Origin of the sequence: Methylobacterium sp. Leaf123, assembly GCF_001423405.1 — a bacterium.
GTDB lineage: Bacteria > Pseudomonadota > Alphaproteobacteria > Rhizobiales > Beijerinckiaceae > Methylobacterium.
In genome coordinates this window covers 1-22,989 of sequence record NZ_LMNS01000004.1, presented here as the reverse complement: position 1 = coordinate 22,989, position 22,989 = coordinate 1, and the positions used below count along the sequence as shown (strand labels likewise).

At 67.9% G+C, this 22,989-nt stretch carries 26 protein-coding genes; 16 read left to right on the top strand and 10 right to left on the bottom strand.

All coding sequences use genetic code 11. The annotated features are described in order from the left end of the window. Positions 1 to 75: 75 nt before the first annotated feature. Positions 76 to 615, top strand: coding sequence for a CxxCxxCC domain-containing protein (locus tag ASF53_RS05220; RefSeq protein ID WP_056194963.1), 540 nt, complete (start codon positions 76 to 78; stop codon positions 613 to 615). A gap of 71 nt (positions 616 to 686) precedes the next feature. On the opposite strand, the gene ASF53_RS05215 is transcribed toward ASF53_RS05220, so the two are convergent. Together ASF53_RS05215 and ASF53_RS05210 are read right to left on the bottom strand one after the other, a co-directional pair. Beyond that, the gene (locus ASF53_RS05215) at positions 687 to 1,049 is read right to left on the bottom strand and encodes a hypothetical protein (protein ID WP_056194961.1); all 363 of its coding nucleotides are present in this window, start codon (positions 1,047 to 1,049) and stop codon (positions 687 to 689) included. A gap of 464 nt (positions 1,050 to 1,513) precedes the next feature. Continuing rightward, complete coding sequence (locus tag ASF53_RS05210; protein WP_003599470.1) at positions 1,514 to 2,317, bottom strand: response regulator; 804 nt, start codon at positions 2,315 to 2,317, stop codon at positions 1,514 to 1,516. 179 nt (positions 2,318 to 2,496) lie between these two features. On the opposite strand from ASF53_RS05210, the gene ASF53_RS05205 reads away from it, so the two are divergent. Continuing rightward, the gene (locus tag ASF53_RS05205) at positions 2,497 to 2,718 is read left to right on the top strand and encodes a NepR family anti-sigma factor (protein WP_056194957.1); all 222 of its coding nucleotides are present in this window, start codon (positions 2,497 to 2,499) and stop codon (positions 2,716 to 2,718) included. Positions 2,719 to 2,794: 76 nt separating this feature from the next. On the opposite strand, the gene ASF53_RS24720 is transcribed toward ASF53_RS05205, so the two are convergent. Next, positions 2,795 to 2,971: a DUF1328 domain-containing protein gene (locus ASF53_RS24720; protein ID WP_017486158.1), complete on the bottom strand. Its 177-nt coding sequence runs from the start codon at positions 2,969 to 2,971 to the stop codon at positions 2,795 to 2,797. On the opposite strand from ASF53_RS24720, the gene ASF53_RS25555 reads away from it, so the two are divergent. From ASF53_RS25555 to ASF53_RS05195, 3 genes are all read left to right on the top strand, one after another. Next, the gene (locus tag ASF53_RS25555) at positions 2,970 to 3,356 is read left to right on the top strand and encodes a hypothetical protein (RefSeq protein WP_156635377.1); all 387 of its coding nucleotides are present in this window, start codon (positions 2,970 to 2,972) and stop codon (positions 3,354 to 3,356) included. The two genes, ASF53_RS24720 and ASF53_RS25555, sit on opposite strands and share 2 nt — an antisense overlap. A 332-nt stretch (positions 3,357 to 3,688) precedes the next feature. Further along, positions 3,689 to 4,720, top strand: a complete 1,032-nt coding sequence (locus ASF53_RS05200) for a DUF2865 domain-containing protein (protein WP_056194954.1) — start codon at positions 3,689 to 3,691, stop codon at positions 4,718 to 4,720. Positions 4,721 to 4,799: 79 nt separating this feature from the next. Then, a complete protein-coding gene (locus ASF53_RS05195; RefSeq protein ID WP_056194953.1) occupies positions 4,800 to 5,732 on the top strand; it encodes an MBL fold metallo-hydrolase in 933 nt (310 codons plus the stop codon). A 19-nt stretch (positions 5,733 to 5,751) separates the two neighbouring features. Here ASF53_RS05195 and ASF53_RS05190 read toward each other — a convergent pair whose 3' ends face one another. After that, entirely contained in the window at positions 5,752 to 6,531 is a 780-nt protein-coding gene (locus ASF53_RS05190; RefSeq protein ID WP_056194950.1) for a DUF1499 domain-containing protein, read from the bottom strand. A 125-nt stretch (positions 6,532 to 6,656) separates the two neighbouring features. Here ASF53_RS05190 and ASF53_RS05185 point away from each other — a divergent pair, with 125 nt between their 5' ends. Then, a complete protein-coding gene (locus tag ASF53_RS05185) occupies positions 6,657 to 7,130 on the top strand; it encodes a MarR family winged helix-turn-helix transcriptional regulator (protein WP_056194947.1) in 474 nt (157 codons plus the stop codon). Between the two features lie 121 nt (positions 7,131 to 7,251). Here ASF53_RS05185 and ASF53_RS24715 read toward each other — a convergent pair whose 3' ends face one another. Next, positions 7,252 to 7,440 carry a con-10 family general stress protein gene (locus ASF53_RS24715; RefSeq protein ID WP_012254235.1) on the bottom strand — a complete coding sequence of 63 codons (189 nt, stop codon included), beginning with the start codon at positions 7,438 to 7,440 and terminating at the stop codon, positions 7,252 to 7,254. Positions 7,441 to 8,034: 594 nt separating this feature from the next. Here ASF53_RS24715 and ASF53_RS05180 point away from each other — a divergent pair. Continuing rightward, a complete protein-coding gene (locus ASF53_RS05180) occupies positions 8,035 to 8,484 on the top strand; it encodes a Crp/Fnr family transcriptional regulator (protein WP_056194945.1) in 450 nt (149 codons plus the stop codon). A 57-nt stretch (positions 8,485 to 8,541) separates the two neighbouring features. Here the strand turns inward: ASF53_RS05180 and ASF53_RS05175 are convergent, their stop codons facing one another. Both ASF53_RS05175 and ASF53_RS05170 read right to left on the bottom strand, forming a co-directional pair. After that, positions 8,542 to 8,802 carry a hypothetical protein gene (locus tag ASF53_RS05175; protein WP_056195549.1) on the bottom strand — a complete coding sequence of 87 codons (261 nt, stop codon included), beginning with the start codon at positions 8,800 to 8,802 and terminating at the stop codon, positions 8,542 to 8,544. A gap of 102 nt (positions 8,803 to 8,904) precedes the next feature. Continuing rightward, positions 8,905 to 9,348 carry a VOC family protein gene (locus tag ASF53_RS05170; RefSeq protein ID WP_056194942.1) on the bottom strand — a complete coding sequence of 148 codons (444 nt, stop codon included), beginning with the start codon at positions 9,346 to 9,348 and terminating at the stop codon, positions 8,905 to 8,907. Positions 9,349 to 9,537: 189 nt separating this feature from the next. On the opposite strand from ASF53_RS05170, the gene ASF53_RS05165 reads away from it, so the two are divergent. From ASF53_RS05165 to ASF53_RS05145, 6 genes are all read left to right on the top strand, one after another. Beyond that, complete coding sequence (locus ASF53_RS05165) at positions 9,538 to 10,218, top strand: L,D-transpeptidase (RefSeq protein WP_056194939.1); 681 nt, start codon at positions 9,538 to 9,540, stop codon at positions 10,216 to 10,218. Positions 10,219 to 10,351: 133 nt separating this feature from the next. Continuing rightward, positions 10,352 to 11,002, top strand: coding sequence for a hypothetical protein (locus ASF53_RS25550; protein ID WP_156635375.1), 651 nt, complete (start codon positions 10,352 to 10,354; stop codon positions 11,000 to 11,002). A 144-nt stretch (positions 11,003 to 11,146) separates the two neighbouring features. Then, positions 11,147 to 11,299, top strand: a complete 153-nt coding sequence (locus ASF53_RS24705) for a DUF3096 domain-containing protein (protein ID WP_082482316.1) — start codon at positions 11,147 to 11,149, stop codon at positions 11,297 to 11,299. A gap of 233 nt (positions 11,300 to 11,532) precedes the next feature. Next, positions 11,533 to 14,199: a pyruvate, phosphate dikinase gene (gene ppdK, locus ASF53_RS05155; RefSeq protein WP_056194932.1), complete on the top strand. Its 2,667-nt coding sequence runs from the start codon at positions 11,533 to 11,535 to the stop codon at positions 14,197 to 14,199. Positions 14,200 to 14,387: 188 nt separating this feature from the next. Next, positions 14,388 to 14,645, top strand: a complete 258-nt coding sequence (locus ASF53_RS05150; protein WP_056194929.1) for a hypothetical protein — start codon at positions 14,388 to 14,390, stop codon at positions 14,643 to 14,645. 106 nt (positions 14,646 to 14,751) lie between these two features. Further along, a complete protein-coding gene (locus ASF53_RS05145; protein WP_056194925.1) occupies positions 14,752 to 15,657 on the top strand; it encodes a cell wall hydrolase in 906 nt (301 codons plus the stop codon). A 176-nt stretch (positions 15,658 to 15,833) separates the two neighbouring features. Here ASF53_RS05145 and ASF53_RS05140 read toward each other — a convergent pair whose 3' ends face one another. The 3 genes from ASF53_RS05140 to ASF53_RS05130 form a co-directional block, all read right to left on the bottom strand. After that, a complete protein-coding gene (locus tag ASF53_RS05140; protein ID WP_056194921.1) occupies positions 15,834 to 17,105 on the bottom strand; it encodes a hypothetical protein in 1,272 nt (423 codons plus the stop codon). Then, complete coding sequence (locus ASF53_RS05135) at positions 17,102 to 18,733, bottom strand: alpha-D-glucose phosphate-specific phosphoglucomutase (protein ID WP_056194918.1); 1,632 nt, start codon at positions 18,731 to 18,733, stop codon at positions 17,102 to 17,104. The genes ASF53_RS05140 and ASF53_RS05135 overlap by 4 nt, the downstream gene beginning before the upstream one ends. Positions 18,734 to 18,837: 104 nt before the next feature. Continuing rightward, positions 18,838 to 19,518 carry an MgtC/SapB family protein gene (locus ASF53_RS05130; RefSeq protein ID WP_056194914.1) on the bottom strand — a complete coding sequence of 227 codons (681 nt, stop codon included), beginning with the start codon at positions 19,516 to 19,518 and terminating at the stop codon, positions 18,838 to 18,840. A 140-nt stretch (positions 19,519 to 19,658) separates the two neighbouring features. Between ASF53_RS05130 and lgt the strand changes: the two genes are divergently transcribed. From lgt to pgeF, 3 genes are read left to right on the top strand one after another with little or no spacing between them, the layout of a single operon-like run. After that, positions 19,659 to 20,549, top strand: a complete 891-nt coding sequence (gene lgt, locus ASF53_RS05125; protein WP_056194911.1) for a prolipoprotein diacylglyceryl transferase — start codon at positions 19,659 to 19,661, stop codon at positions 20,547 to 20,549. A gap of 2 nt (positions 20,550 to 20,551) precedes the next feature. Continuing rightward, positions 20,552 to 21,637 (top strand): class I SAM-dependent methyltransferase, encoded by a 1,086-nt coding sequence (locus ASF53_RS05120; RefSeq protein WP_056194908.1) that lies wholly within the window; start codon positions 20,552 to 20,554, stop codon positions 21,635 to 21,637. A gap of 24 nt (positions 21,638 to 21,661) precedes the next feature. Further along, positions 21,662 to 22,429 (top strand): peptidoglycan editing factor PgeF, encoded by a 768-nt coding sequence (gene pgeF, locus ASF53_RS05115; RefSeq protein ID WP_056194905.1) that lies wholly within the window; start codon positions 21,662 to 21,664, stop codon positions 22,427 to 22,429. Positions 22,430 to 22,989: the final 560 nt, after the last annotated feature.

Sequence of the window (22,989 nt, the reverse complement as noted above, 5' to 3'; positions counted from 1 at the left end):
GCCACACTAACGGCCGCAATCTCCCTCAGGAAGGCGCCGTTCGCCTCATCGATAGACACAACCGACCCGCTCGCGATGCTCGATCCGGCCACCATCGTCGCCGTGCCCGCTCCGGGCCGCGCCTGCGGTCCCTGCACCCTGTGCTGCAAGGTCTACGAAGTGCCCGCGGTCGAGAGCCCGGCGGGGCGGTGGTGCCGGCATGTCCGCGCCGGCGGCGGCTGCGGCATCCATGAAGACCGGCCCGACCATTGCCGGGCCTTCCACTGCCTCTGGATGACGGAAACCTGGATCGGCCCGGAATGGCGCCCGGATCGGGCCAAGATGGTGCTCAGCCTCGACCCCGTGACCCGTTTCCTCAACGTTCAGGTCGATCCGGGTCAGGCGGGGGCCTGGAAGCGCGCGCCCTATCACGATCAATTACGCCGCTGGGCTGCGGCCTCGCTGCCGTTGCAGCGTTACGTGCTCGTCCACGTCAACCGGGTGACGACGGTCGTCCTGCCGGATCGGGACGTGGCGCTCGGCACCTTTGCGCCCGGCGACCGGCTGGTTGGCCGGGAGCGGATGGGACCGGCGGGGATGACGGCCGATGTGGAGAAAGTTTCGCAGCCGGCTTGAAGCAGGCCGTAGCGACAACTCCGATCACCGTGCATCGCCGCTACGATTTGGTTTGATCCGCGCGTGACGCGTCAGGTCATGCAGCGGCCGGGCACCATGCGCCGCGCCTCCGGCCCGACGAGCGAGCTGAGGGGAGTCTCGCAGCCCTCCCGCGTCAGGCGGCGGGGCTTGGCCGGCAACTCTTCCTGAGCCGAGCGGGTCGGCATCGATTCCGAACGCGCGGAGGGGCGGGGCGCCGAAGCCACATGGATCGGGGTGAGCGCCGTGGAATAGGGGCGCATGCCCGGCAGGGGCGTGGCCGGCGCCTCGTAGGCGACGCGCGGGGCCGCCGGAGCCCCCATCGCATCCGCTTCCTGCCGAACCACCGGCAGAAGCAGCAGCGTCATGATCGCAGCGGGAACACTCACACCGAGGGCGAAGCCGGTCCGAAGCATCTTTGCGATCTCCGATGGGAGCTTGACAGGTTGTCAGCACAACGCTGGTTTCAGATCTTCGGTTCCTTCACTGTCCCGCTTCGGATCACATCAGTATTTTAAACTTAATCGGCGCGCCCGCTCCCGCGGTGCAGCGGGCAGGTGGAAGCCGAGAGCCCCGAGGGTTCGTGATAAAAAAGCACCTGTGGATGAAAAATCTGTGGGGTTCGGCGCTAGGTTCGGAACCCGGCCAATGGTCATTCGTTAGAGAATCACCCGGCCACTCTGGTCCTCCCCGCATTCCCCTTGTGCATCGGCCGGAACCTCTTCACGGGTCGGACAATGGTCCGGCCCGTTTTTTCGTGCGCGTATCCCTTCGGATAGGCAGCCCGCGGGTGATGCCCTTTGGGCGCCCTCGCCACGCACGAAAAAGGCGCCGACCTTGCCGGCCGGCGCCTTCGATTTCCGCCCTGACGCTCAGAGGTCTAGGCGTTGTGCGCCTCGCGGCGGCGCGCGCTCTGCTGGAAGAACAGCGCCTGGCTAATGACCGCCGACACGTTCGCGGGCTGGAACGGCTTGGCGATGAGGAAGGCCGGCTCAGGGCGCTCGCCGGTGAGGAAGCGCTCGGGATAGGCGGTGATGAAGATCACCGGCACTTCGAAGGTCTTCAGCAGATCGTTGACCGCATCTAGGCCCGAAGACCCGTCGGCGAGCTGGATGTCGGCGAGGATCAGGCCGGGGCGCTTGCTCTCGGAGGCGATCTTCACTGCCTCGGTGCGGGTGCGCGCCACCCCGATGACGTTGTGGCCCAGGCCCTCGACCAGGGCTTCCAGATCCATGGCGATCAGCGGCTCGTCCTCGATGATGAGGATTTCCGTGGCCATGTCGGCGGCGAGCTCACGGCCCGCCTCGTCGACGAGATCGCGCACCTTGGAGACGTCCACGTCGAGGATCACGCCCGCATCTTCCTCCGAGAAGCCTTCGAGGCACGAGAGCAGGAACGCCTGCCGCGGAAGCGGCGTGATCTGACCGAGCCGGACTTCGGCCGGCAGGTCGTGCTGCACCTGATCGCTGTGGCCGTTCACGGACAGCGAGTTCCAGATCCGCGTGAAGACGCGGAAGAGGTCGGCCTTGACGTTCGTGCTGCGGCCGAGGGTCTCGGGCTCGTTGACCAGCGTTTCGAGGGTGGCCGCGACATAGGCGTCGCCCGCCACCTGACTGCCCGTGAGCGCGCGCGCATAACGGCGCAGATACGGAAGGTGCTGCACGACCAGTTGTGCTGTGGACATGAGTTCCCCTGAGCCTCTTCGCTCTTCGTTTGTCGCTGCGCCCCTAACGCGGGGGCTCGACGTCCGTTCCTGGCGCATGCGGAACCCTCGCCGCATGTCGGCGTTGCTGCTGCAGCCATGACTCATGTCAAGCTGCAAGACAATCGCGGCAGATATGGCGCCAAGGGGAACTTGAAAGCATGAACGAGGACGAGCCGGCCGGCGCGTTCCCCTCCAGGGACCGGCCCACTCGAGGGCGTGGCGAGAATGGTTTGAATGACCAGACGCAGAGGCGCATCGGAACTCACCTGCGCACCCTCTACGATTCCGTCGTGCAGCAGCCGATCCCGGATCGCTTTCGGGATCTGATCGCACGTCTTGAGGACGATGCGCCTAAGCCGGAGGATCCGGCGAGCGCTTGAATCGTCATCGTCTTTCGTCCGTGGCGCGAGCCGCCCCCGCTGCCGGGTGCGGCTCGTTTGTCGTGAGTGCGAACGGCTATAAGGTCGACGAACGACCGCGCATCAGACCGATGACGGCCGAGATCGCGAACAGGACGATCGCAACGAAGAAGACGAGCTTTGCGGCCTCCATGGCCGTACCGGCGATGCCGCCGAAGCCCAGCAGGGCCGCGACGAGGGCAACCACCAAGAACGTAACAGCCCACCCGAGCATGTCGAACTTCCTTCCAAAGAACTGGCGCGGCCCGTGCCGTGGCCTCTTGGAAGCAATAACGCCAAGTTTTCGTCGCAGGTTCCTTTTACGTTTCCAAGCCTGTGAACAGTTTGTTACGGTCTGCCTGCGACCGTGCTACGCCCCTGGAACCGACTGGCAAATTCGGCCGTTCGTCACCATCTCAGCCCTAGACGATCAGACGACACTCAGACTTGATGATGTGAAGGAGGCCTCCGGCGTGCCCGCACAGAAAAAGACCCTCGTTCCCGGTATCGCCCAAGCGAAAGCCGTTCTGGAGGCCGCTGCACGGCTGATTTCGGCGCTCGCACCGCAACCGGTGCTCCAGCCCATTCCCGTTCGCGTGAAGTCCAATCACCGCCGTTGAGGCGGCCGGCTTGTCGTCGACCCGCACGCGGTCGCTTTCAGCGCGATCATTCCAAGCGCCGTCCCTTCGGGCGGCGCTTTTTTCATGGCGTCGGGCTGTCCACAGATGCCGTGCCTGCCGGCCTGCGGTAACATTCGCCATACGGATCGAATGATGATGGCGCCGCAATGCTTTGCGATCCGGCGGCATCGGAACTGACCAAGGCGGTCGCTCCTGCGTGGTTTGCCGACATTGTCCTCACTACCAAGGGCCGATCTAGCTGCGTCCCAGGTGAAGTATCCGCCCGGTCTCGTCACGAGGGCTAGGGTGCCGGATCGACGGGGGCGGCAACAATGGGGTTCGGCAAGCGTGCGCCCGGCGCATGGGTGGCCCGGAGCAAGGCCGGTATAGCAGGAGTGCGGCCGCGTCGCGGCCTCGTAGCCACCGCGCTTCTGGGCCTGCTGATCGGCCTCGGAACGATGAGCGCGACGACGATGGTGCGCGCCTCGGAGCGCGGTCTCCTCAACGGGTTGTTCGAGACGATCTTCGGGGCGGCACCCCCTGCGCCCGCGACGATCGCAAAGCCGGCGCCGAGAGCGCCCCGGCGCTACGCGTCACTCCCCGACACACGGCGCCCTGCCGGACCTCGCTTCGTTCAGCGAACGCCGCGCCTCGATGCGCGTTCGACGCCCGTTCGCGCACGAACGAGTGCGGCATCTTCGGCCTCGATCGCAGCCGGGACGCGGACCGTCTGCATGCGCCGCTGCGACGGATACGTCTTTCCCCTCGGCCGCCTGCATGCGCGGGCCGAGCTTCCCGTTCATGCGGCGGCCTGCGCTGCGGCCTGTCCCAACGCAGCGACCGAATTGCTCACCCTGGCACCGGGGCGGGCCGAACTCGATCAGTCCGTCGCCCTCGACGGCCGGCCCTATCGGCGAACGGCCACGGCCAATCTCTACCGCCGCACCCGCGTCGAGAACTGCTCCTGTCAGCCGCCGGGTGCCGCGGCCCTGTTGATGCCCCTGGCCGAGGATCGAACCCTGCGCCCCGGTGACGTCATCGCGTCGGAGGAGGGAGCGGATCTCGTTGCAAGCCTGTCCCGCACGGGGCCGGCGCTCGTCGATTACCGCGTCGCCGCCGTGAGCCGGCACCAGCGCAACGCCATCGAGGAGCGGGTCGGCGCCCTGCGCCGCGATGCGGCGAATGCGGCGTTCCGCGAGGCCCTGCACGCCAAGGGGAATGGATCGCGGCGCCTGCGGGTCGCCGAAGCGCAGATCCCGACGCTATCGACCGACAGGGCGTCGGCCGGTTTTGCGCCGGTCGTTTCGCGCGGCGAAGGGTTCGCGGCAATCCGCCTAGTGTCGCCGTCACCGTTCGGGCATTGATCACCCGGCCCGATGAGTTGGCGAAAGCGCTGGGCTGTCGTAGGCGGGCGGTATCCTCGTCGTATCGAAGCCGTCGTCTATGAGTGAATCGTCCGCGGACGCGCAGGCCCCCGCCCCCGGTTTCGAGAGCACCCTGCCCGTCTCGGGGCGGACGGAGGCGCTGAGCCCCCTCGTGCGGCGGCGGATCTGCCCCAATGGCGGTCCGTTCACCGCGAGCGGAACCTGCTCCTACATCGTCGGGCACGGCCGGGTCGCCGTGATCGATCCGGGACCGGCGGATGCCGGACATGTCGAAGGCCTGTTGGCCTCGCTCGACGGCGAGGAGGTGGCGGCCATCGTCGTCACCCATACCCACCGCGACCACTCTCCGGGTGCGCGTCTGCTGAAGGCGCGGACGGGCGCGCCGATCGTCGGCTGCGGTCCGCACCGGGCCGCGCGGCAGCTTGCCGAGAACGAGCTACCTATCCTCGATGCCAGCGCCGACCGCGAGCACCGGCCCGACCGGGAATTGGCGGATGGGGAGAGCCTGACCGGCGAGGGCTGGACGCTGACCGCCGTCGCGACGCCCGGCCACACCATGAACCATCTCGCCTTCGCCCTGCCCGAAGAGAACGTGCTGTTCTCCGGCGATCACGTCATGGCGTGGTCAACCTCGATCGTCGCCCCGCCCGACGGGTCGATGCGGGCCTATATGGACTCGCTGGAGCGGCTGCGGGAGCGGGGCGAGACGCTGTATTGGCCGGGCCATGGCGGGCCCGTGCGCGATCCGCGCCGCTTCGTCCGTGGCCTCGCCGCCCACCGACGCCAGCGCGAAGCGGCGATCCGTGCCCGGTTGGCCGCGGGCGATCACGACATCGCCGCCATCGTCGGTACGGTCTATCAAGGGCTCGCACCGCAGCTGCGGGGTGCCGCGGCCCTCTCGGTCTTCGCCCATCTCGAGGATCTGGTGGAGCGGGGCCTTGCGGTCACCGACGGCCCGCCCCTGCTCAATGGAACATTCCGCCCCGCCTGAGCCCCGATTCGTCGAAGCGCTACTTCAGGGCGATGGCGAGGTTGGCGACTTCGTCCAGATACGAGCGGATGCGGTCGGCATTGTCGCCGAAGTCGCGGTCGCCGATCCTGGAGGCCGAGCGCACGTCGATGCGCGCGCCGTCGGCCCGCGGATGCACCCGTACGGTGATGTCGGCGGGCAGGTTCAGAATCCGGGTGCGGGCCACCGCTTCGATGCGGCCGTTGCCGATCCGCCCGCCGGGCCGGATCGCCTCGACGATCTGCCACTTGCGGTTCACCGCGGCCTTGCGCGCGAGTTCGAAGGCTTCGTCAGCCTCCACGTCGAGGGTGAGCGGCGCGATCTGCGGATAAGCCGCCCGCTGTGCTTCTCGGGCCGCCGGGCCGGGCTCGGTCGGGTAGCGGCCCTCGCGGGCGGCGAAGGCGAGGCGCGAGCGGGAGAAGGCGGGCGGGCGCTCGGTATCCGTCGTCACATCGGTCAGTGCCGGCAGGCGCACGCCTTTGAGCGCGGCATAGGCCGGATAGGCCAGGACGAGGCTCGCCACGAATAACCCGCCGACGGCGGCGCCGAGCCCGCCCGCCCCTTCCCGCCAGACCCGCGCCATCGCAAACAGGGCGAGCGCCACCGCGATGACCGAGAGCGCGACCCCGCTTCCCAGCACGGCAAGGGCCGCTGTCGGCTCCGCCGAAGGGCTGCGCACGATCAGAATCGCCATGCCGGTGACGATCAGGGAGAACAGGGCGAGCGTTCGCGCGTAGCGGCCGGCCCGGGTCACCGGTTCATCGAGAAGCTGACGGCGCATGGCCCCGGAAATGAATGAGGTGACGAAAGAAGGCGAGGATAACCCGTCGCGTAGTCTACAGGCTGGGGGTGGGGCGCGCCACTCGGCTGTCCGGGGTGCATCCCTCTGCTACAAGCTGGACGGACATGTCCGAGCGTCAAGACCGTCCCGCATCGAACGCCGAACCTGTCGATCCGCTTCGGGTCTGGTTTCGCTTCATCCGTCTCAGCCGGCGCGTGACCGCCGCGGTCGCCGCGGAACTGCGGGAACTCGGCCTGTCGATCCCCCAATTCGATGTGCTGTCGACGTTGAGCGAGCGTGAAGGGCTGACCCAGCAGGACCTGGCTGCCCGGCTTTACGTCACGAAGGGCAACGTCTCCGGATTGATCGACCGCCTCGTCGAGGCCGGTCTCGTCGAGCGCCGTCCGATCCCCGGCGACCGCCGTTCCTACGCCCTTCACCTCACGGAAGCCGGCGCGCAGGTCGCGGCCCGCGGAATCGCGGCGCAAGCCGAATATGTCGCACGCACCCTGGGCGGACTCGGTGCGGACGACCTTCGCACGTTCGAGGATCTCGTCGTCAAATGGCGTGAGCTGGCGCGCGCCGACGCCGCGTCCTGAATGCCCGGCGACCGCACAAAAAAACAGACGCCCTCAGCGCCTGTCGAAGAAGTATAGTTCTTGTTTTGAGAAGGCTGGGCGGTCGGGCGCGGAGTCCGCGCCCGTCACCGCCTCAGCCGGGTTAAGCCTCGCCCGTGCGACCGGTCGACTGACCACCCTTGCGACCGGCCGACGAGGCCAGTTCACGATCTTGCGAGAACGACCGCTTATCCGCCGGGACGGAACGACCGCCCTTACTGGCGATCTCGCGCTGCCGTTCGATATTCATGGAAGCGAAACCTCGCTTCGAGGTGGAATTACCAGATGCCACTAGCGCCTCCTCGGGCTAACTCTTCACATCCCTCTCAACCATCATCCCAATCGATTGTTCCTTGGCTGTATCGACCGCCGCGTCCGGGGAAACCCCTGTTTCGTCCAGACGTTAGCTGGGCTCACGCCAGCGACTTGCGCGGACTCGTGAACAGATCTCCACAGGCCATCCACAGCCGAGAGGAACCGGGATGACGAACCGACATATGGTGAAGCCTTCGCTTGCAGCCAAGTCTGCTGCGGCGTCGGGAAGCGCGGGCTTGCCCGAGCCGAACCGGACGCCGATGCCAGCGATGCCGGCTCCGGAAGACAGCCCGACGCCGACGACCCATGAGGAGCCTGTGGATTCGCCGCAGCCGAACGCGAGCGTAAAACGTGAGGCGCCGGATGCCGGCGAGATCGGGCTTTCGACCCGGCGTTGATCGCGCCTGCGGCATTATGATGCCGATCGCTCGGGACGACAGCGCGGTCGTGCCGGATCTCGTTTCCAAGGACTTCAGAAGGGCAAGCGGACCGTGGCTTTGACACGGTTCGCAGGTGGGTCTACCGGCGGCGCTTTCCGCCTGCCGCCCAGGGGGCGCATCGGAGTAAGTCCATGACCCTCGACACCGAGGTGATGTCCCTACGGCAGGTGCCGTTGTTCCGCGAGGTGGAGCCGTCCCGCCTCAAGCTTCTCGCCTTCACCAGCGAGCGGGTGCATTTCGAGGCGGGGCAGGCCTTCTTCGCGCGCGGCGAGGCGGCCGACGCGGCCTATCTCATCCTCGAAGGGTCGGCTGCGGTCTCCATCGACGGCCCGTTCGGTCCGGTCCGTCTCGCGCTGCTCGGCCCCAACGCCCTTGTCGGTGAGATGGGGATTCTGGCCGATCAGCCGCGCTCGGCGACCGTCACCGCGGATACGGCGACCACGGCTTTGCGGATCGACCGTGACGTGTTCATCGAGTTGCTCGCGCAGTTTCCGCAGATCAGCATCGCCGTGATGCGCGAACTCGCCGTGCGTCTGGAGCAGACCAATCAGCGGCTGGCCGAGCGTGTGGGGAACGCCTGAGGCAATCGAAGACGGGAACTTCCGACGCCGCTGCTCGAGAGAGAGCGGCGCGGGCGTTCAGCGATACTTCCAGCCCCACTGGCCGTAGATCGGATACCCCCGTCGGCGCGCCTCGTACTCCGCGCCCGGATCGTTCGGCCGGTAACCGTTGCGATAGGCGTAGGGGCTCGGCTCGATGTAGCTAGGGTTCTGGAGTTCCTGCCGCAGGTAGCCGTCGCCCTCGCCCGATGACCCGCCGCCGGGTCCGAAGGCCCAGACCGGACCGGCCGAGAGGATCGACGCGGACAGGGCCAGCGTCGTGATCGTCAGGCGTCTCATCGCGCGCTCCATCGTTCCTCGCCGCCCGTCACGACTGTTCAACGATTGGCCGTCGTCGCCGGTTGCGCGATCCTGAGTGCCCCTGACGCGATAGCGGTGCTCTCACGGTGTCGGATAGGTGATGAACTCCATGAGCGAGCCGTCCGGATCCCGGAAATAGACGCTCACGCCCGGCCCCGCCGCGCCGTTGCGCTCTACCGGACCGAGTTCGACCGCAACGCCCTGGGCCGCGAGATGCGCCATCGCGTCCTCGATCGAGCCGGACCAGCGGAAGCACAGGTCGCTGCCTCCGGGCATCACCGGTTCGCGCGCCCGCGGCGAACCGATCTGGCCGGGGCCGTGCACGTTGAGCTGCACGCCGCCGAACCGGAACACGACGCCTTTGCCGAACGGGATCACCTCGGCCCGCAGCACGTCCCGGTAGAAGGCGGTCGAGCGCTCCCAGTCGGAGACGTGGATGACGCAATGGTCGAGATGGATCGCCGGTGCGAGCGTCGTGACGTCGGTGCCCGCGTCCGCAACGAGTTCGGTCTCGGTCTCAGGCATGGTGCCCCTCCTTCTCACGCGATCTTGCGCGGCAATTAGCGCGTCCTGCGGCCGAGGCGAGGCGACCTCACGGCAACGTTCCTCCGCCGATGCGGCCTCGAAGTCACACCCGTTCCGCTCAAGGACGGGTAGTCATGGCGCATGATCCGCAACGCCAACCCGCCCCCGCCGGCGGCGACAGGAGCCGCTATGGCAGCCCCCCGAACCGCCGACAGGACGACGCGCAGCAGCACCCGCCGGGTCCTGCTCGCCGCGTTCTGCCTCATTCCTCTGGCGGCCTGCCAATCCTCGAAGCCGGGCCGGATGGCCGGGGGCGACGACGATGCGGCCTGGTACATCGGCACGATGCCCGACAAGCCGTTCGACGTGCCGCTGGTCGACCGGTCGCGCATCGACCCGAAATACCGCCGCCAGGAAGTCGCCTATAGCGGTCCCGAGGCGCCGGGCACGATCGTCGTCGATATCGACAAGCGTCATCTCGCCCTGGTGCAGGAGGGCGGCACGGCCCTCCAATACGGCGTCGGCGTCGGCAAGGCCGGCTTCTCCTGGAAGGGCGATGCCCGCATCGGCCGCAAGGGCGTTTGGCCGGATTGGAGCCCGACCACGACGATGGTCTCGCTCAATCCCGGCATCGAGCGCTCGCGAAAGGGCGGCATCGACAACCCGCTCGGCGCCCGCGCCCTGTACCTCTACCAGGGCAGCCGCGACACGATGTTCCGCATCCACGGCACCAACGAGCCGTGGAGCATCGGCGAGCAGATGTCCTCGGGCTGCGTGCGCATGCTCAACGAGGACATCGTCGATCTCTACGAGCGCGTCCCCGTCGGCGCCCGCGTGGTGGTGAAGCGCAGCAGCAAGTATCGCAGCTGAGGAAGCCCTCGCGTCGGGGAACTGGTGCTTGCATCCTGCCTAAGCCGGTCGCCCTCCTTGTGGGGAGCGGTCGCTCGGGTGCGGGGCGGCTGATCCGGCGGCGCAACGGAGTCGAACAGCAAGGGGCCGTCGCGTGCTGATCGGTGTGCATTACCCGAAGGCGGGCGGTTCATCCGTGGGAACCGCCCTTACGGAAGCCTATGGCCCGACGCTGTTGCGTGATTACGACGAGGCGCCGCCTCGCGTCGACTCACCGGTTACGTTCGATCCTGTTGGCTATTTCGCACGCGACTTCACGATTCCGCACGGCATCGAGTGCGTTTACGGACATCTTCACATTAACAAATATCGGCGCATCCGTAACGCGCGGCGGTTCGTAATGCTTCGTCATCCCGTCGATGCATTGATTTCGACGTATTTCTATTTTCAATCAGTTTCAGACAATGTCGGCGGCGTACTATTGCAGCATATCAAAAAAAACAAGCTGACTGTGTTGGAAATGGCACGTATTCCGACCTATACGCATTTGATGTCGAGAACGTATTTCGGTGGCGTCGATATGTCCTGCTTCGACGTCATCGGGCGGCACGATCGGAGGGACGTGTTCTTCACATCGCTTTCGGCGCTGGCGGAGCGGCCGATCAGTCCCGACCACAGGGTCAACGTCACGCCGCGATACGACGAGCGATCGGAGATGCTCGACGACCCGCAGTTGTTGTCACGGCTGACCGATATCTTGAGGGACGACGTTCGGTTCTACGAGCGGCACGCCTACAGGGACTGACGGTCGAGATGCGCGGCCCGGAGGGCTGCAATGGCCTGGGTGCGAGCCGTCGAGCACTGTCCCGCCCGATCTTCCAGGCAGGGAACTGGTACCGGGGCCGGAACGTCTTCATGATGCGGTCAAGCTTGGCCGTGGAGTGTGCTCATGACCGTCACCGTGTCGAACCTGCAGCCGATCATCGCGATCCTGGCGGGCATCCTCATCCTGATTGCGCCGCGGCTCCTCAACTATATCGTGGCAATCTACCTGATCGTCGTTGGATTGATCGGCCTGGGCGTCTTGCGTCATTTTTCCTGAATTGCGCACCGCAATGCTCGACGCGGCTCCGACGAGACGCGATACATGGGGCTGTGCGCGTTCGCGCCGGGGCCCTGCCCTTCGCGCTGCGTAGTTTAGTTCCTGACAGCCCCCTCACATCGTCACTCCCTGCCGCGGAGCGACGCGAAGCTAATCCTTGCACTGCGACATGAGATGCGCCACGCCCGCGTGAACGGCGCTACGGTCGCCAAATCCGTCCAGCGGAGAGCCTGATGACGAAATGGGTCTATTCCTTCGGTGACGGCAAGGCCGAAGGTGAGGCAGCGATGCGCAACCTCCTCGGCGGCAAGGGCGCGAACCTCGCCGAGATGTCAAATCTCGGCCTTCCGGTTCCCCCCGGCTTCACCATCACGACCGAAGTCTGCACCTATTACTACCAGCATGGCGAGACCTACCCGGCCGAGCTCAAGGACGCTGTGAAGGAAGCCCTCGACAAGGTCGGCACGCTCACCGGCCGCCGCTTCGGCGATGCGGAAAAGCCGCTGCTCGTCTCGGTCCGCTCCGGCGCGCGGGCCTCGATGCCGGGCATGATGGATACGGTGCTCAACCTCGGCCTCAACGACGCCACCGTCGAGGCCCTGGCCAAGGACGCCGACGACCAGCGCTTCGCCTACGATTCCTACCGCCGCTTCATCACGATGTACTCGAACGTCGTGCTCGGCGTGGAGCACCACGCCTTCGAGGAGGCGCTGGAACACTACAAGGAGCAGAAGGGCCTCACCCTCGACACCGACCTGAAGGCCGACGACTGGAAGCACCTGATCGGCGTCTACAAGAAGATCGTCCGCGACGAGCACGGCTCCGAATTCCCGCAGGGGGCGGAGGACCAGCTCTGGGGCGCGATTGGCGCGGTGTTCGATTCCTGGATGATCCCGCGGGCCAAGAAGTACCGTGAGCTGAACCAGATCCCCGAGAGCTGGGGCACGGCCGTCAACGTCCAGGCCATGGTGTTCGGCAATATGGGCGACACCTCGGCCACCGGGGTCGCCTTCACCCGCAACCCCTCGACCGGCGAGAGCGCGCTCTATGGCGAGTTCCTCATCAACGCCCAGGGCGAAGACGTGGTGGCGGGCATCCGCACCCCGCAGGACATCACCGAGAAGGCCCGCATCGAGGCGAAGTCCGACAAGCCGTCGATGGAAAAGGCGATGCCCGAGAGCTTCGCCGAGCTGACGCGGATCTACGGGATCCTCGAAAAGCACTACCGCGACATGCAGGACATGGAGTTCACCATCGAGCGGGGTAAGCTCTGGATGCTCCAGACCCGCAACGGCAAGCGCACCGCCAAGGCGGCCCTGCGCATCGCCGTCGAACTCGCGGCCGAGGGTCTGATCACGAAGGAAGAGGCGATCAAGCGCATCGAGCCCGGCGCGCTCGACCAGCTTCTGCACCCGACCATCGACCCGGATGCCGAGCGCAAGGTCATCGCCACCGGCCTGCCGGCCTCGCCCGGCGCCGCCGTCGGCGAGATCGTGTTCAACTCGGAAGCCGCCGAGATCGCCAAGAAGGCCGAGCGCCGCTGCATCCTCGTGCGCATCGAGACCTCGCCGGAGGACATCCACGGCATGCACGCGGCCGAGGGCATCCTCACGACGCGCGGCGGCATGACCAGCCACGCGGCGGTGGTGGCCCGCGGCATGGGCAAGCCCTGCGTCTCCGGCGTCGGCTCGATCCGAATCGACTACAACGCGGAGACGCTCACCGTCGGCGGCGTCACCCTGAAGGCGGGCGACGTCATCACCATCGACGGCTCGACCGGCCAGGTGATCCAGGGCGAGGTCAAGATGCTCCAGCCGGAGCTGTCGGGTGACTTCGCCGCCCTGATGGAATGGGCCGACGCGGTCCGCACCATGAAGGTGCGCACCAACGCCGACACCCCGGCCGACGCCCGCGCCGCCCGCAAATTCGGTGCGGAAGGGATCGGCCTGTGCCGGACCGAGCACATGTTCTTCGAGGGCGACCGGATCGTCGCCGTTCGTGAGATGATCCTCGCCGACGACACCGAAGGCCGTCGCGCCGCGCTCGCGAAGATCCTGCCTTACCAGCGCCAGGACTTCGTCGAGTTGTTCACGATCATGTCGGGCCTGCCCGTCACGATCCGCCTGCTCGATCCGCCGCTGCACGAGTTCCTGCCGCACACGGATGATGAGATCCAAGAGGTGATGTCGGCCACCGGCATCAGCGAGGACAAAATCCGCAACCGCATCCGCGAACTCTCCGAGCACAACCCGATGCTCGGCTTCCGCGGCTGCCGCCTCGCCATCGCCTTCCCCGAGATCGCCGAGATGCAGGCCCGCGCGATCTTCGAGGCCGCAGTGCAGGCCGCCAAGGATACCGGCGCCCCGGTGACCTCGGAGGTGATGGTGCCGCTGGTGTTCACGCGGATGGAGTTCGACATCGTCAAGGCCCGCATCGACGCCATGGCCGAGGCCGTGTCGGCGGAGACGGGCGAAAAGCTCGACTATCAAGTCGGCACGATGATCGAGCTGCCGCGCGCCGCACTGAAGGCCGGTGAGATCGCCGAGACGGCGGAGTTCTTCTCCTTCGGCACCAACGATCTCACACAGACGGCTCTCGGCATCTCCCGCGACGACGCCTCGACCTTCCTCGGCCCCTACACCCAGAAGGGGATCCTCTCGGTCGATCCGTTCGTGTCGATCGATCAGGAGGGCGTGGGCGAGTTGGTGAAGATCGGCGCCGAGCGCGGTCGCGCGACCCGTCCCGGGCTCAAGCTCGGCATCTGCGGCGAGCATGGCGGTGATCCGGCCTCGATCGCCTTCTGTCAGGAAGTCGGGCTCGATTACGTCTCGTGTTCGCCCTTCCGCGTGCCGATCGCCCGCCTCGCCGCGGCGCAGGCGGCCCTCGACAAGGACGCCTGAGACGACGATTGACGGCCCCGCGGGCGTGACCCGCGGGGCCTTTCCGGGAGGCGGGTCAAGCTTCGCAATAATTTTGCGGACAGCCCGCTGAACCCGTGTCGCGTGGGCACGTTACCTGCTAGCGGGAGTCCATAGCGCGGAGAGCGCCGATCGGTCTTCCGACCAGGGCATCCGCGGGACTTCCAGCCATGTCGCATCCCGACTCCCCCTCTGCCCTCCTCGATCATCGCGCCATCGTTCCCGGTCACCGGGCGATGCAGGCGGCCTATCTCTGGATCATCGCGACGCTGACCGCGGCGGTCGGTGTCACCGGGCTCGTCTACTGGGAAGCCGACCGCAACGGCCGCGAGGCGGGCCGGATGATCGTCGCCGCCCAGAACGGCAGCGGCTACGCCGCGATCCTCGTCAACGGCCTGATCCAGCGACACGGCCGTCCGAACCCTTAACCGTCCGGCAACCACGTTCGCCATTAAACTCCGCTCATGAGGAACGGTCGCCCCGGCTTGGTCTAAGCTGAGGCCTCCGGCGGCTCGTGAGTGTGGAGTGTCGGCGTTGCGTACGAGGCGCGTTCGAGGCCTGGGGATCGGCCCCCGCTGGATCGTCTCGGCCGTGGTGCCGTGGATGCTGGCGAGCGGCTTGCTGGTTTCCTTCACCGCCACCGCGGGCACCGATGCCACGCTTCGGCCGGCCCAGCTCTCGGAGCGGGATGTCACGGCGACGGGCGCGCTCGCGGCGTCCACCGCATGGAGCCCGGACGTCATCGATGCGGGGCTCGTGGCCCCCGGCGCCTCCCATGAATCCGAGCCGGGCGAGGACGGCCTGCCCGTGCTCGCCGACTCGGATGGCGCCACCCCGGCCACGCCCCGCGCCGTCGCCCTGTCCTCGGTGACGCCCGCCCCCGCCGACGCCACCCCGATCGAGGTCGCCGCGGCGAACCTCTCTCTGCCCGGCTTCTCGGCCCGCCTCGATCGCGGCTCCTCGGTCCTCGATCCGCAGATGACGGCGCCGGAAGCCAAATCCCATTATGCCGAACTGATCGATCCCAATGCGATGGACCGCGAGCAGCGCTGCCTCGCCGAGGCCGTCTACTTCGAGGCGCGCAGCGAGCCGGAAGAGGGGCAGGCCGCCGTCGCGCAGGTCATTCTGAACCGCGTCAAGAGCGGGCTCTATCCGTCCTCGGTCTGCGGGGTCGTCTACCAGAACCGCCACCGCTTCATGGGCTGCCAGTTCTCCTTCGCCTGCGAGGGCAAGTCGCTCCGCATCACCGACGCGGAATCCTGGCACAGCGCGACCCGCGTCGCGACCGCCGTGATCGAGGGCCGGACCTATGTCAGCGAGGTCGGCGGCGCGACCCACTATCACGCCGATTACGTCCGCCCCGGCTGGTCACGCCGCCTCAAGCGCAAGGACATGATCGGCCGGCACATTTTTTATCAGCTGAAGCCGAACCAGACGTGATGGTGCCTCAAAACGTCATCCCATCGACGACCTCATCCTGAGGTGCCGCGTGAGCGGCCTCGAAGGGTGTTCCAAAGGTCGTCGCGCGAATGCTGGAGGATCCTTCGAGGCTCCGCTTCGCTCTGCACCTCAGGATGAGGGGTGGATTGGAAAGAGGTGATCAGGCCAAGATTGGCTCACCGCCCCTGCTTGAGATAGTTGGCGCCGCCGATCACCAGCAGCGTGTCCGAATCCCAGTCGGGCGCGAACAGGCTCAGCGTCTCGCTGGCCCCGGCATCGTCGGTCAGCGTCAGCCGGTAGCCTGAGACCGCATAGCGCCCGCTGCGCACCGGCCGTTGGCTGTGACCGGCCACGACGGTGCCGCCGCCCGTCGCACCGCCGGTCGAGGAGAAGCCGACACCGCCCTCGCGGGTGAATCGGCCGTCGGGCGTGAGGGCGAGGTTGTGCGTGCCGCCGACCGAGCCCGTCGCGCCGCTCGATCCGAAGCTGTGGTTCCACATGCCGTCGAAGCGGTGCCCGTCGGCGAAGGGCGGCACCGCGAAGTAGGTGTTGCCGCCGATGGTCAGCCCGCCTTTCGTGCGGGAGAAGGCTTCGCTGGAGCGGGTGATGCGTCCGAACCCGTCCTCCACCGCGACCCGCTCGATGCGGTTGGCGGAGAACCAGCCGCCCTTCAGCGCATAGGTGCCGCAGCTCTGCGGCTCGGACCGGCAATGGGCGGTCATGTCGCCGTCGCGCGGAAGCTCCGTGGTGTAGAGGCCGCCCTTGTCGAACAGCAGCGTGTCTTGGTCGGCAGTGAAGTCCATCCCGCCGAAGGCGTTGGGGCGGAGCTGCGTCTTGGTGCGCGTGTAGAGCCCGTCGAGACCGCCATCATTCCGAGCGGGTGCCAGGACAAGGCCGCGGTCGTCCTTGGCCGGGCGGTAGGAGCCTACCAGCGCCTCGAACCCCTCGCGGATTGGGTTCTGCTGCTCGCGTTCGAGCTGGAGGGTGAGGAGCATCAGGAAATGCTCGCTCGTCTGGGTGGCGATCCCGATATGCCACGCCGTCATGCGCAGGCCGTCGGTCGTGCGGCAGCAGCGCTGCTCGACGCGGATGCGGTGCCCGTCGAGGGTTTCGCCCGTCCTCGCCGTGAGCGGCTTCTCGCCGGGCGGGATCTGCTTGAAGCTGCGGATGAAGGCGCTGAACGTATCGTCGAACCGGCCCGAGGCCGGCTTCGCTTTGGCGACGATCAAGAGCGCGGCGCCTTTGCGCCCGCGCGAGGTGGTGGGCTCGAAGACGCGCTCGAACACGAGGCCGTCGCCGGCCTCCCGGCGCGTCCAGCCCTCGAACAGCGCGGGCAGCTCGAAGCGGGACGAGCCGAGCGTCACCTCGGCGGCGCGGGCGGGGAGCCCTGCCGCGAGCAGCAGGGTGAGGCCGAGCCCCGCCCCGCCGGCACAGCCGCGTCGTGTCACGTCACGACGCTCGGCTCCGCGCGGCCGGTGATCGCCGCGATATCAGCCAGTTCCCGCGCCACCGCGACGACGGGCCCGAGCACCTCGGCCACCAACAGCTCCAGCCGGTCGGGGGCGGCTTCGTAGCGCTCGAGATAGACGCGCAGGGTCGCCCCGGCGGTGCCGGTGCCCGAGAGCCGGTAGACGATGCGCGCATCCTCCGCGAAGGTCACGCGCACGCCCTGCGCCTCGGTCACCGAGCCATCGACCGGATCAACGTAGCGGAAATCGTCCGCGGCCTTCACCGTGAGGCCGCCGATCCGAGTGCCCGGCAGAGAGCCGATCTTGGCGCGAAGCCCGTCCATCAGCCGGTTGGCGGCGCCGGAATCGATCTCCTCGTAATCGTGGCGAGTGTAGTAGTCGCGGCCGAACTCGGCCCAATGCGCCCGCACCAACTCCTGCGCCGGCTTCCCGGTCGCGGCCAGGATGTTGAGCCAGAGCAGAACCGCCCACAGCCCGTCTTTCTCGCGCACGTGATTCGAGCCGGTGCCGGCACTTTCCTCGCCGCAGAGGGTGATGCGGCCGGCATCCAAGAGGTTGCCGAAGAACTTCCAGCCCGTCGGCGTCTCGAACGCTTCGATCTTGAGCCTGGCGGCGACCCGGTCCACGGCGCGGCTCGTCGGCATCGAGCGCGCGACGCCCGCGAGACCGGCCGCGTAGCCCGGTGCGCGGTGGGCATGCGCGGCGAGGATCGCGAGGCTGTCGCTCGGCGTGACGAAGAGGTTGGGCGCCACGATCATGTTGCGGTCGCCGTCGCCGTCGGAGGCCGCACCGAAATCCGGCGCGTCCGGCCCGTGCATGAGGTCGAACAGCTCGTGGGCGTGGACCGGGTTCGGGTCGGGATGGTGCCCGCCGAAATCGGGCTTGGGCTCGCCGTTGACGACCGTGCCCGGTGCTGCGCCCAACGCCCCCTCCAGGATCGCTTTGGCGTAGGGGCCGGTCACCGCCGAGAGCGCGTCGAAGCGCATCCGGAAGCCCGAGGCGAACATCTTGCCGAGCGCCTCGAAGTCGAACAGCGTGCGCATCAGTTCGGCGTAATCGGCGACCGGATCGATCACCTCCACCGTCATCCCGTCGATCTCGCTCGTGCCGATCCGGCCGAGGTCGAGATCGGGCGCGTCGGAGATGCGGTAATCGCCGATCGCCTTGGTGCGCTCGAAGATCGCCGCGGTGACGCTTTCGGGCGCGGGACCGCCGTTGCTGCCGTTGAACTTGATGCCGAAATCGCCCTCCGGTCCGCCCGGATTGTGGCTCGCCGAGAGCACGATGCCGCCGACCGCCCCGTGCTTGCGGATGACGCAGGAGGCGGCCGGCGTCGAGAGCAGGCCGTTCTGCCCGACCAGCACCCGTCCGAAGCCGTTGGCGGCGGCGATCTTGAGGGCGATCTGGACGACCTGCTCGTTGAAGAAGCGCCCGTCGCCGCCGATCACCAGGGTCGCGCCCTTGCGGTCGGGGATGCAGTCGATGATCGCCTGGACGAAGTTCTGGACGTAGTGCGGCTGCCGGAAGACGGGCACCTTCTTGCGTAGGCCCGAGGTGCCGGGCTTCTGGTCCGGATAGGGGCTGGTGGGAACCCGCTTCGACGCCATGGTTCGCTCGATTCTCGCGAAGGATACACTCCCGCACGTCGTAGTGCGGTTTGCCGCTTCGTATAGGGTTGCGGGGCCGATTTGGGTATCGTCGGATGCGGCGATCAGCGGTCTGAACCGAGGCGGACGCTCACCACGGCCGGATTCTGCCGCAGGCGCTCGGCAATGGCCGCGACGCTGGTCTGCGAGAGCCGGACGAAGGCGATCGTCACCTCCTCCAGCCCCTCTTCCCCGCCGGGGCGCACCATGAACTGGCGCACCCGCGAGGCCCGCTCGCCGGTGGCATCCTGAAGCGTGTCGATGGAGAGGCTGCCGGCCTTCACGGTGAGGTGGAGCGTGTTGGTCTGCATCCGGTCGCGCCAGCTCTCCTCGATCGGCTTCACGCCCGCGAGGATGCCGACGACGAGGATCGTCGCTGCGATGCCCGCCACGTAGAGGCCGCCGCCGACCGCGAGGCCGATCGCCGCCACTGCCCAGAGGCTCGCGGCGGTGGTGAGCCCCTTCACCACCTCGCCCCGCAGGAGGATCGTGCCCGCGCCGAGAAAGCCGATGCCGGAGACGACCTGCGCCGCGATACGCGAGGGATCGAGGGTCACGTTCTTCTGCCCGAGCACGTCGGAGAAGCCGAAGGCCGAGACGATCATGAACAGGCAGGCACCGACGCAGACGAGCATGTGCGTGCGCAGGCCCGCAGCCCAGAGCAGCCGCTCCCGCTCGAAGCCGACCACGCTGCCCAAGGCGCCCGCGAGCACGAGGCGCGCCACCATCTCCGCGTTGCCGAGCATCGCTCCTCCCGATTCGGGCGTGCCGCAAAGATTGCGCCCGGTGCTTCCATCGCGCAACGACGGCTCCGCCTTGACGCCTCGCCGGGCGCGGGTCCAATGCGGCGCGCCTTCCAGAACCGTCAGCCGCTCGTGGGCCGTCGATGCCGCCGCTTCTCGCCCTCCCCTTCCCGGCCATCGATCCGGTCGCGGTCTCGATCGGACCGGTCGAGATCAAGTGGTACGCCCTGTCCTACATCGCGGGGCTCGTCGGCGGCTGGTTCTACGCGCGCCGGCTGGTCGCGGCGGATTCGCTCTGGGGCGTGGTCCGGCGCCCGACGCTCGCCGATATCGACGACCTCATCGTCTGGGTGGCGCTCGGCGTCGTGCTCGGCGGGCGGATCGGCTACGTGCTGTTCTACAACCTGCCGCTCTATCTCGATCACCCGATGGAGATCCTGGCGATCCGCAACGGCGGCATGTCGTTCCATGGCGGGTTCCTCGGGGCGGTCCTGGCGCTGCTGCTCTTCGCGCGAGCGCGCGGCCTCAACGGCTACACCATGCTCGACATCGCCGCGGTGGTGGTGCCGGTGGGCCTGTTCTTCGGGCGCATCGCCAACTTCGTGAACGGCGAGCTGTGGGGCCGCGCCGCGCCGGACTTCCCCTACGCCGTCGTCTTCCCCACCGGGGGCGACGTGCCGCGCTACCCGAGCCAGCTCTTCGAAGCGGCCACGGAAGGCTTGCTGCTGTTCGTCGTCATGGCGCTTGCCGTGCGCCGCTTCGGCTTCCGCCGGCCGGGGCTGCTCGGCGGCATCTTCGTCCTCGGCTACGCGCTGGCGCGGACCTTCTGCGAGTTCTTCCGCGAGCCGGACCGGCAGCTCGGCTTCCTGTTCGGGCAGGACGTCAACGCGCTCGGCGGTGGCGTGACCATGGGGATGCTGCTCTGCGTGCCGATGGCGCTGGTCGGGCTCGTCTACATCGTGCTGGCCGCCCGCGGGGTGACGCGGCCCCGGAAGACGGAGCCGGAGATCCAGGCCGAAGCGGGACAGATCTGAGCGTGAGCCCCGAGGCGACGCCGCTTCTGGCGATCCTGGCGCGGGAGATCCGCGCGAGCGGGCCGCTCGGCCTCGACCGCTACATGGCGCTCTGCCTCGGGCATCCGCGGCACGGCTACTACGCCACGCGCGACCCCTTCGGCCGGGGCGGCGACTTCGTCACCGCGCCCGAGATCAGCCAGATGTTCGGCGAGCTGGTCGGCGCCTGGGCCGCCGCGGTGCTGGCAATGATGCCGGCGACGGGCATGCGTCCCTGCCTCGTCGAACTCGGGCCCGGCCGCGGCACCTTGATGGCCGACGCGCTGCGGGCCCTGCGCGCGGCCGGCAGCGATGTCGAGCTGCACCTCGTCGAGACCAGCCCGGTTCTGCGCCGGCTCCAAGCGGAACGGCTCGCCGAGGCCGCGCCGGTCTTCCACGACTCGGTGGCGAGCCTGCCGGATGCGCCGCTTCTCGTCATCGCCAACGAGTTCTTCGACGCCCTCCCCGCCCGGCAGTTCGTCCGGACGGAGCTTGGATGGTGCGAGCGCCGCGTGGGCCTCACGCCGGAGGGCGATGCGCTAGCCTTCGGCCTCGATCCGGAGCCCGATCCGCGTCTTACGGCGGAGGCGCCGGAGAGCGCGGTGCTGACCCTGCCGAGCCAGGGGCTGGCCGTGATGCGCGATCTCGGCCGCCGTCTCGTCGCGCGGGGCGGCGCCCTCCTCGCGATCGATTACGGGCACGATCGTCCCGGCTTCGGCGACACGTTCCAAGCGGTCGCCGGTCACCGCTTTGCCGACCCCCTCGCCCGGCCCGGCGAGGCCGACCTGACGCTGCACGTCGATTTCGGGGCGCTAGCGCGCGCGGCGGCCGCGGAAGGCGCCGCCCTGCACGGCCCCGTGACACAGCGCGAATTCCTATTGGAGCTCGGCCTCGCCATGCGCGCCGAGCGGCTGAAGGCCCGCGCCACGCCGGATCAGGCACGGGCGATCGACGCCGCCGCCCTCCGCCTGACCGACCCGGACCCGCGCGGCATGGGCGCCCTGTTCAAGGTGCTCTGCGCCAGCCACCCCGCGCTCGGGCCGCTTCCAGCGCTCCCGCCCCCTGCCTGAGCCTTTCAGAGAGCCTGCGAGACCATGTTCATCGAAGCGCCCGAGCTCAGCTCGCACTCTTACATCCGGCACGCCTTCTTCACCCGGCAGGGCGGCGTCTCGGAAGGGCTCTACGCCTCGCTGAACGGTGGGATCGGCTCGAACGACGATCCGGCAAGGGTCGCCGAGAACCGGGCGCGGATGTGCGCGCAGCTCGGGCTCCCGCGCGAGAACCTCGTCAGCCTCTATCAAGTGCATTCGGCCGAGGTCGTGACCGTCGAAGCGCCCTTCCCCCTGGCCGAGCGTCCGAAGGCGGACGCCATGGTCACGCGGGTGCCCGGCCTCGCGCTCGGCATCGCCACGGCCGATTGTGGCCCGATCCTGTTCGCCGATCCGGAGAATCGCGTCGTCGGCGCGGCCCATGCCGGCTGGAAGGGGGCGCTCGGCGGCGTCGTCGAGGCGACGGTCGCGGCCATGGAGGCGCTCGGTGCCGAACGCCGAAGCATCGTCGCCGTCCTCGGCCCGACGATCGCGCAAGCCTCCTACGAGGTCGGCCTGGACTTCATGGAACGCTTCCGGGCCGAGCTGCCGGAGTGCGAGACCTTCTTCAAAAAAGGGCGGCCCGGCCACGCGCAGTTCGATCTGCCGGGCTTCATTCTCGAGCGTCTGGCCCAGGCCGGGATCGGCGAGGCGACAGCGCTCGGCCTGTGCACCTACGCGGACCCCGATCGCTTCTACAGTTTCCGCCGCACGACGCACCGCAACGAGCCGGATTACGGGCGCCTGATCTCGGCGATCGCGTTGACGCCATAGGCTTTTTTCCCGTTTCCTCACAAAAGTCGTTGCATCCGTGCAACGCCGGCCGCGAGGGTGCCTGCGGCCGGGCTTTTGTGCGCTGAAGCACTCGCATCCCGCACCGCATCCATCGTAAGCCTCTGCCTGTCGCGGAACGCCGTGGTTGCATCCCTGCGACAATCTGTCCGGAAGCGTCACCAGAAAAAGCTCGGCCGTATGTGAACCTTGGCCGTTCGGTTGCGTTTCCCGGGTGGAACGACGGCGGACGAAGACCACCGCCACAAAGGGGCCGCCTTCGAGACGGTCGGCGTGGTCAAGCCGCAACAGCATCTTCCGAGATGCTGGCATAGATACGGGGCACCGTGCCGCCTCGCTTCTTCGGAAGCATCGGTACAGTCAGAGAGGACCAGAGTAATGAAATCCTTCCTTCGCGCCGGCACGGCCATCGCCGGCATCGCCTTCGCCGGTTCGGCGCTCGCTGCCGACCTCCCGCGCCGCGCGGCTCCCCCGCCGGTGTTCCAGCCGGTGCCGGTGTTCACCTGGACGGGCTTCTACGCCGGTTTCAACGCCGGTTACGG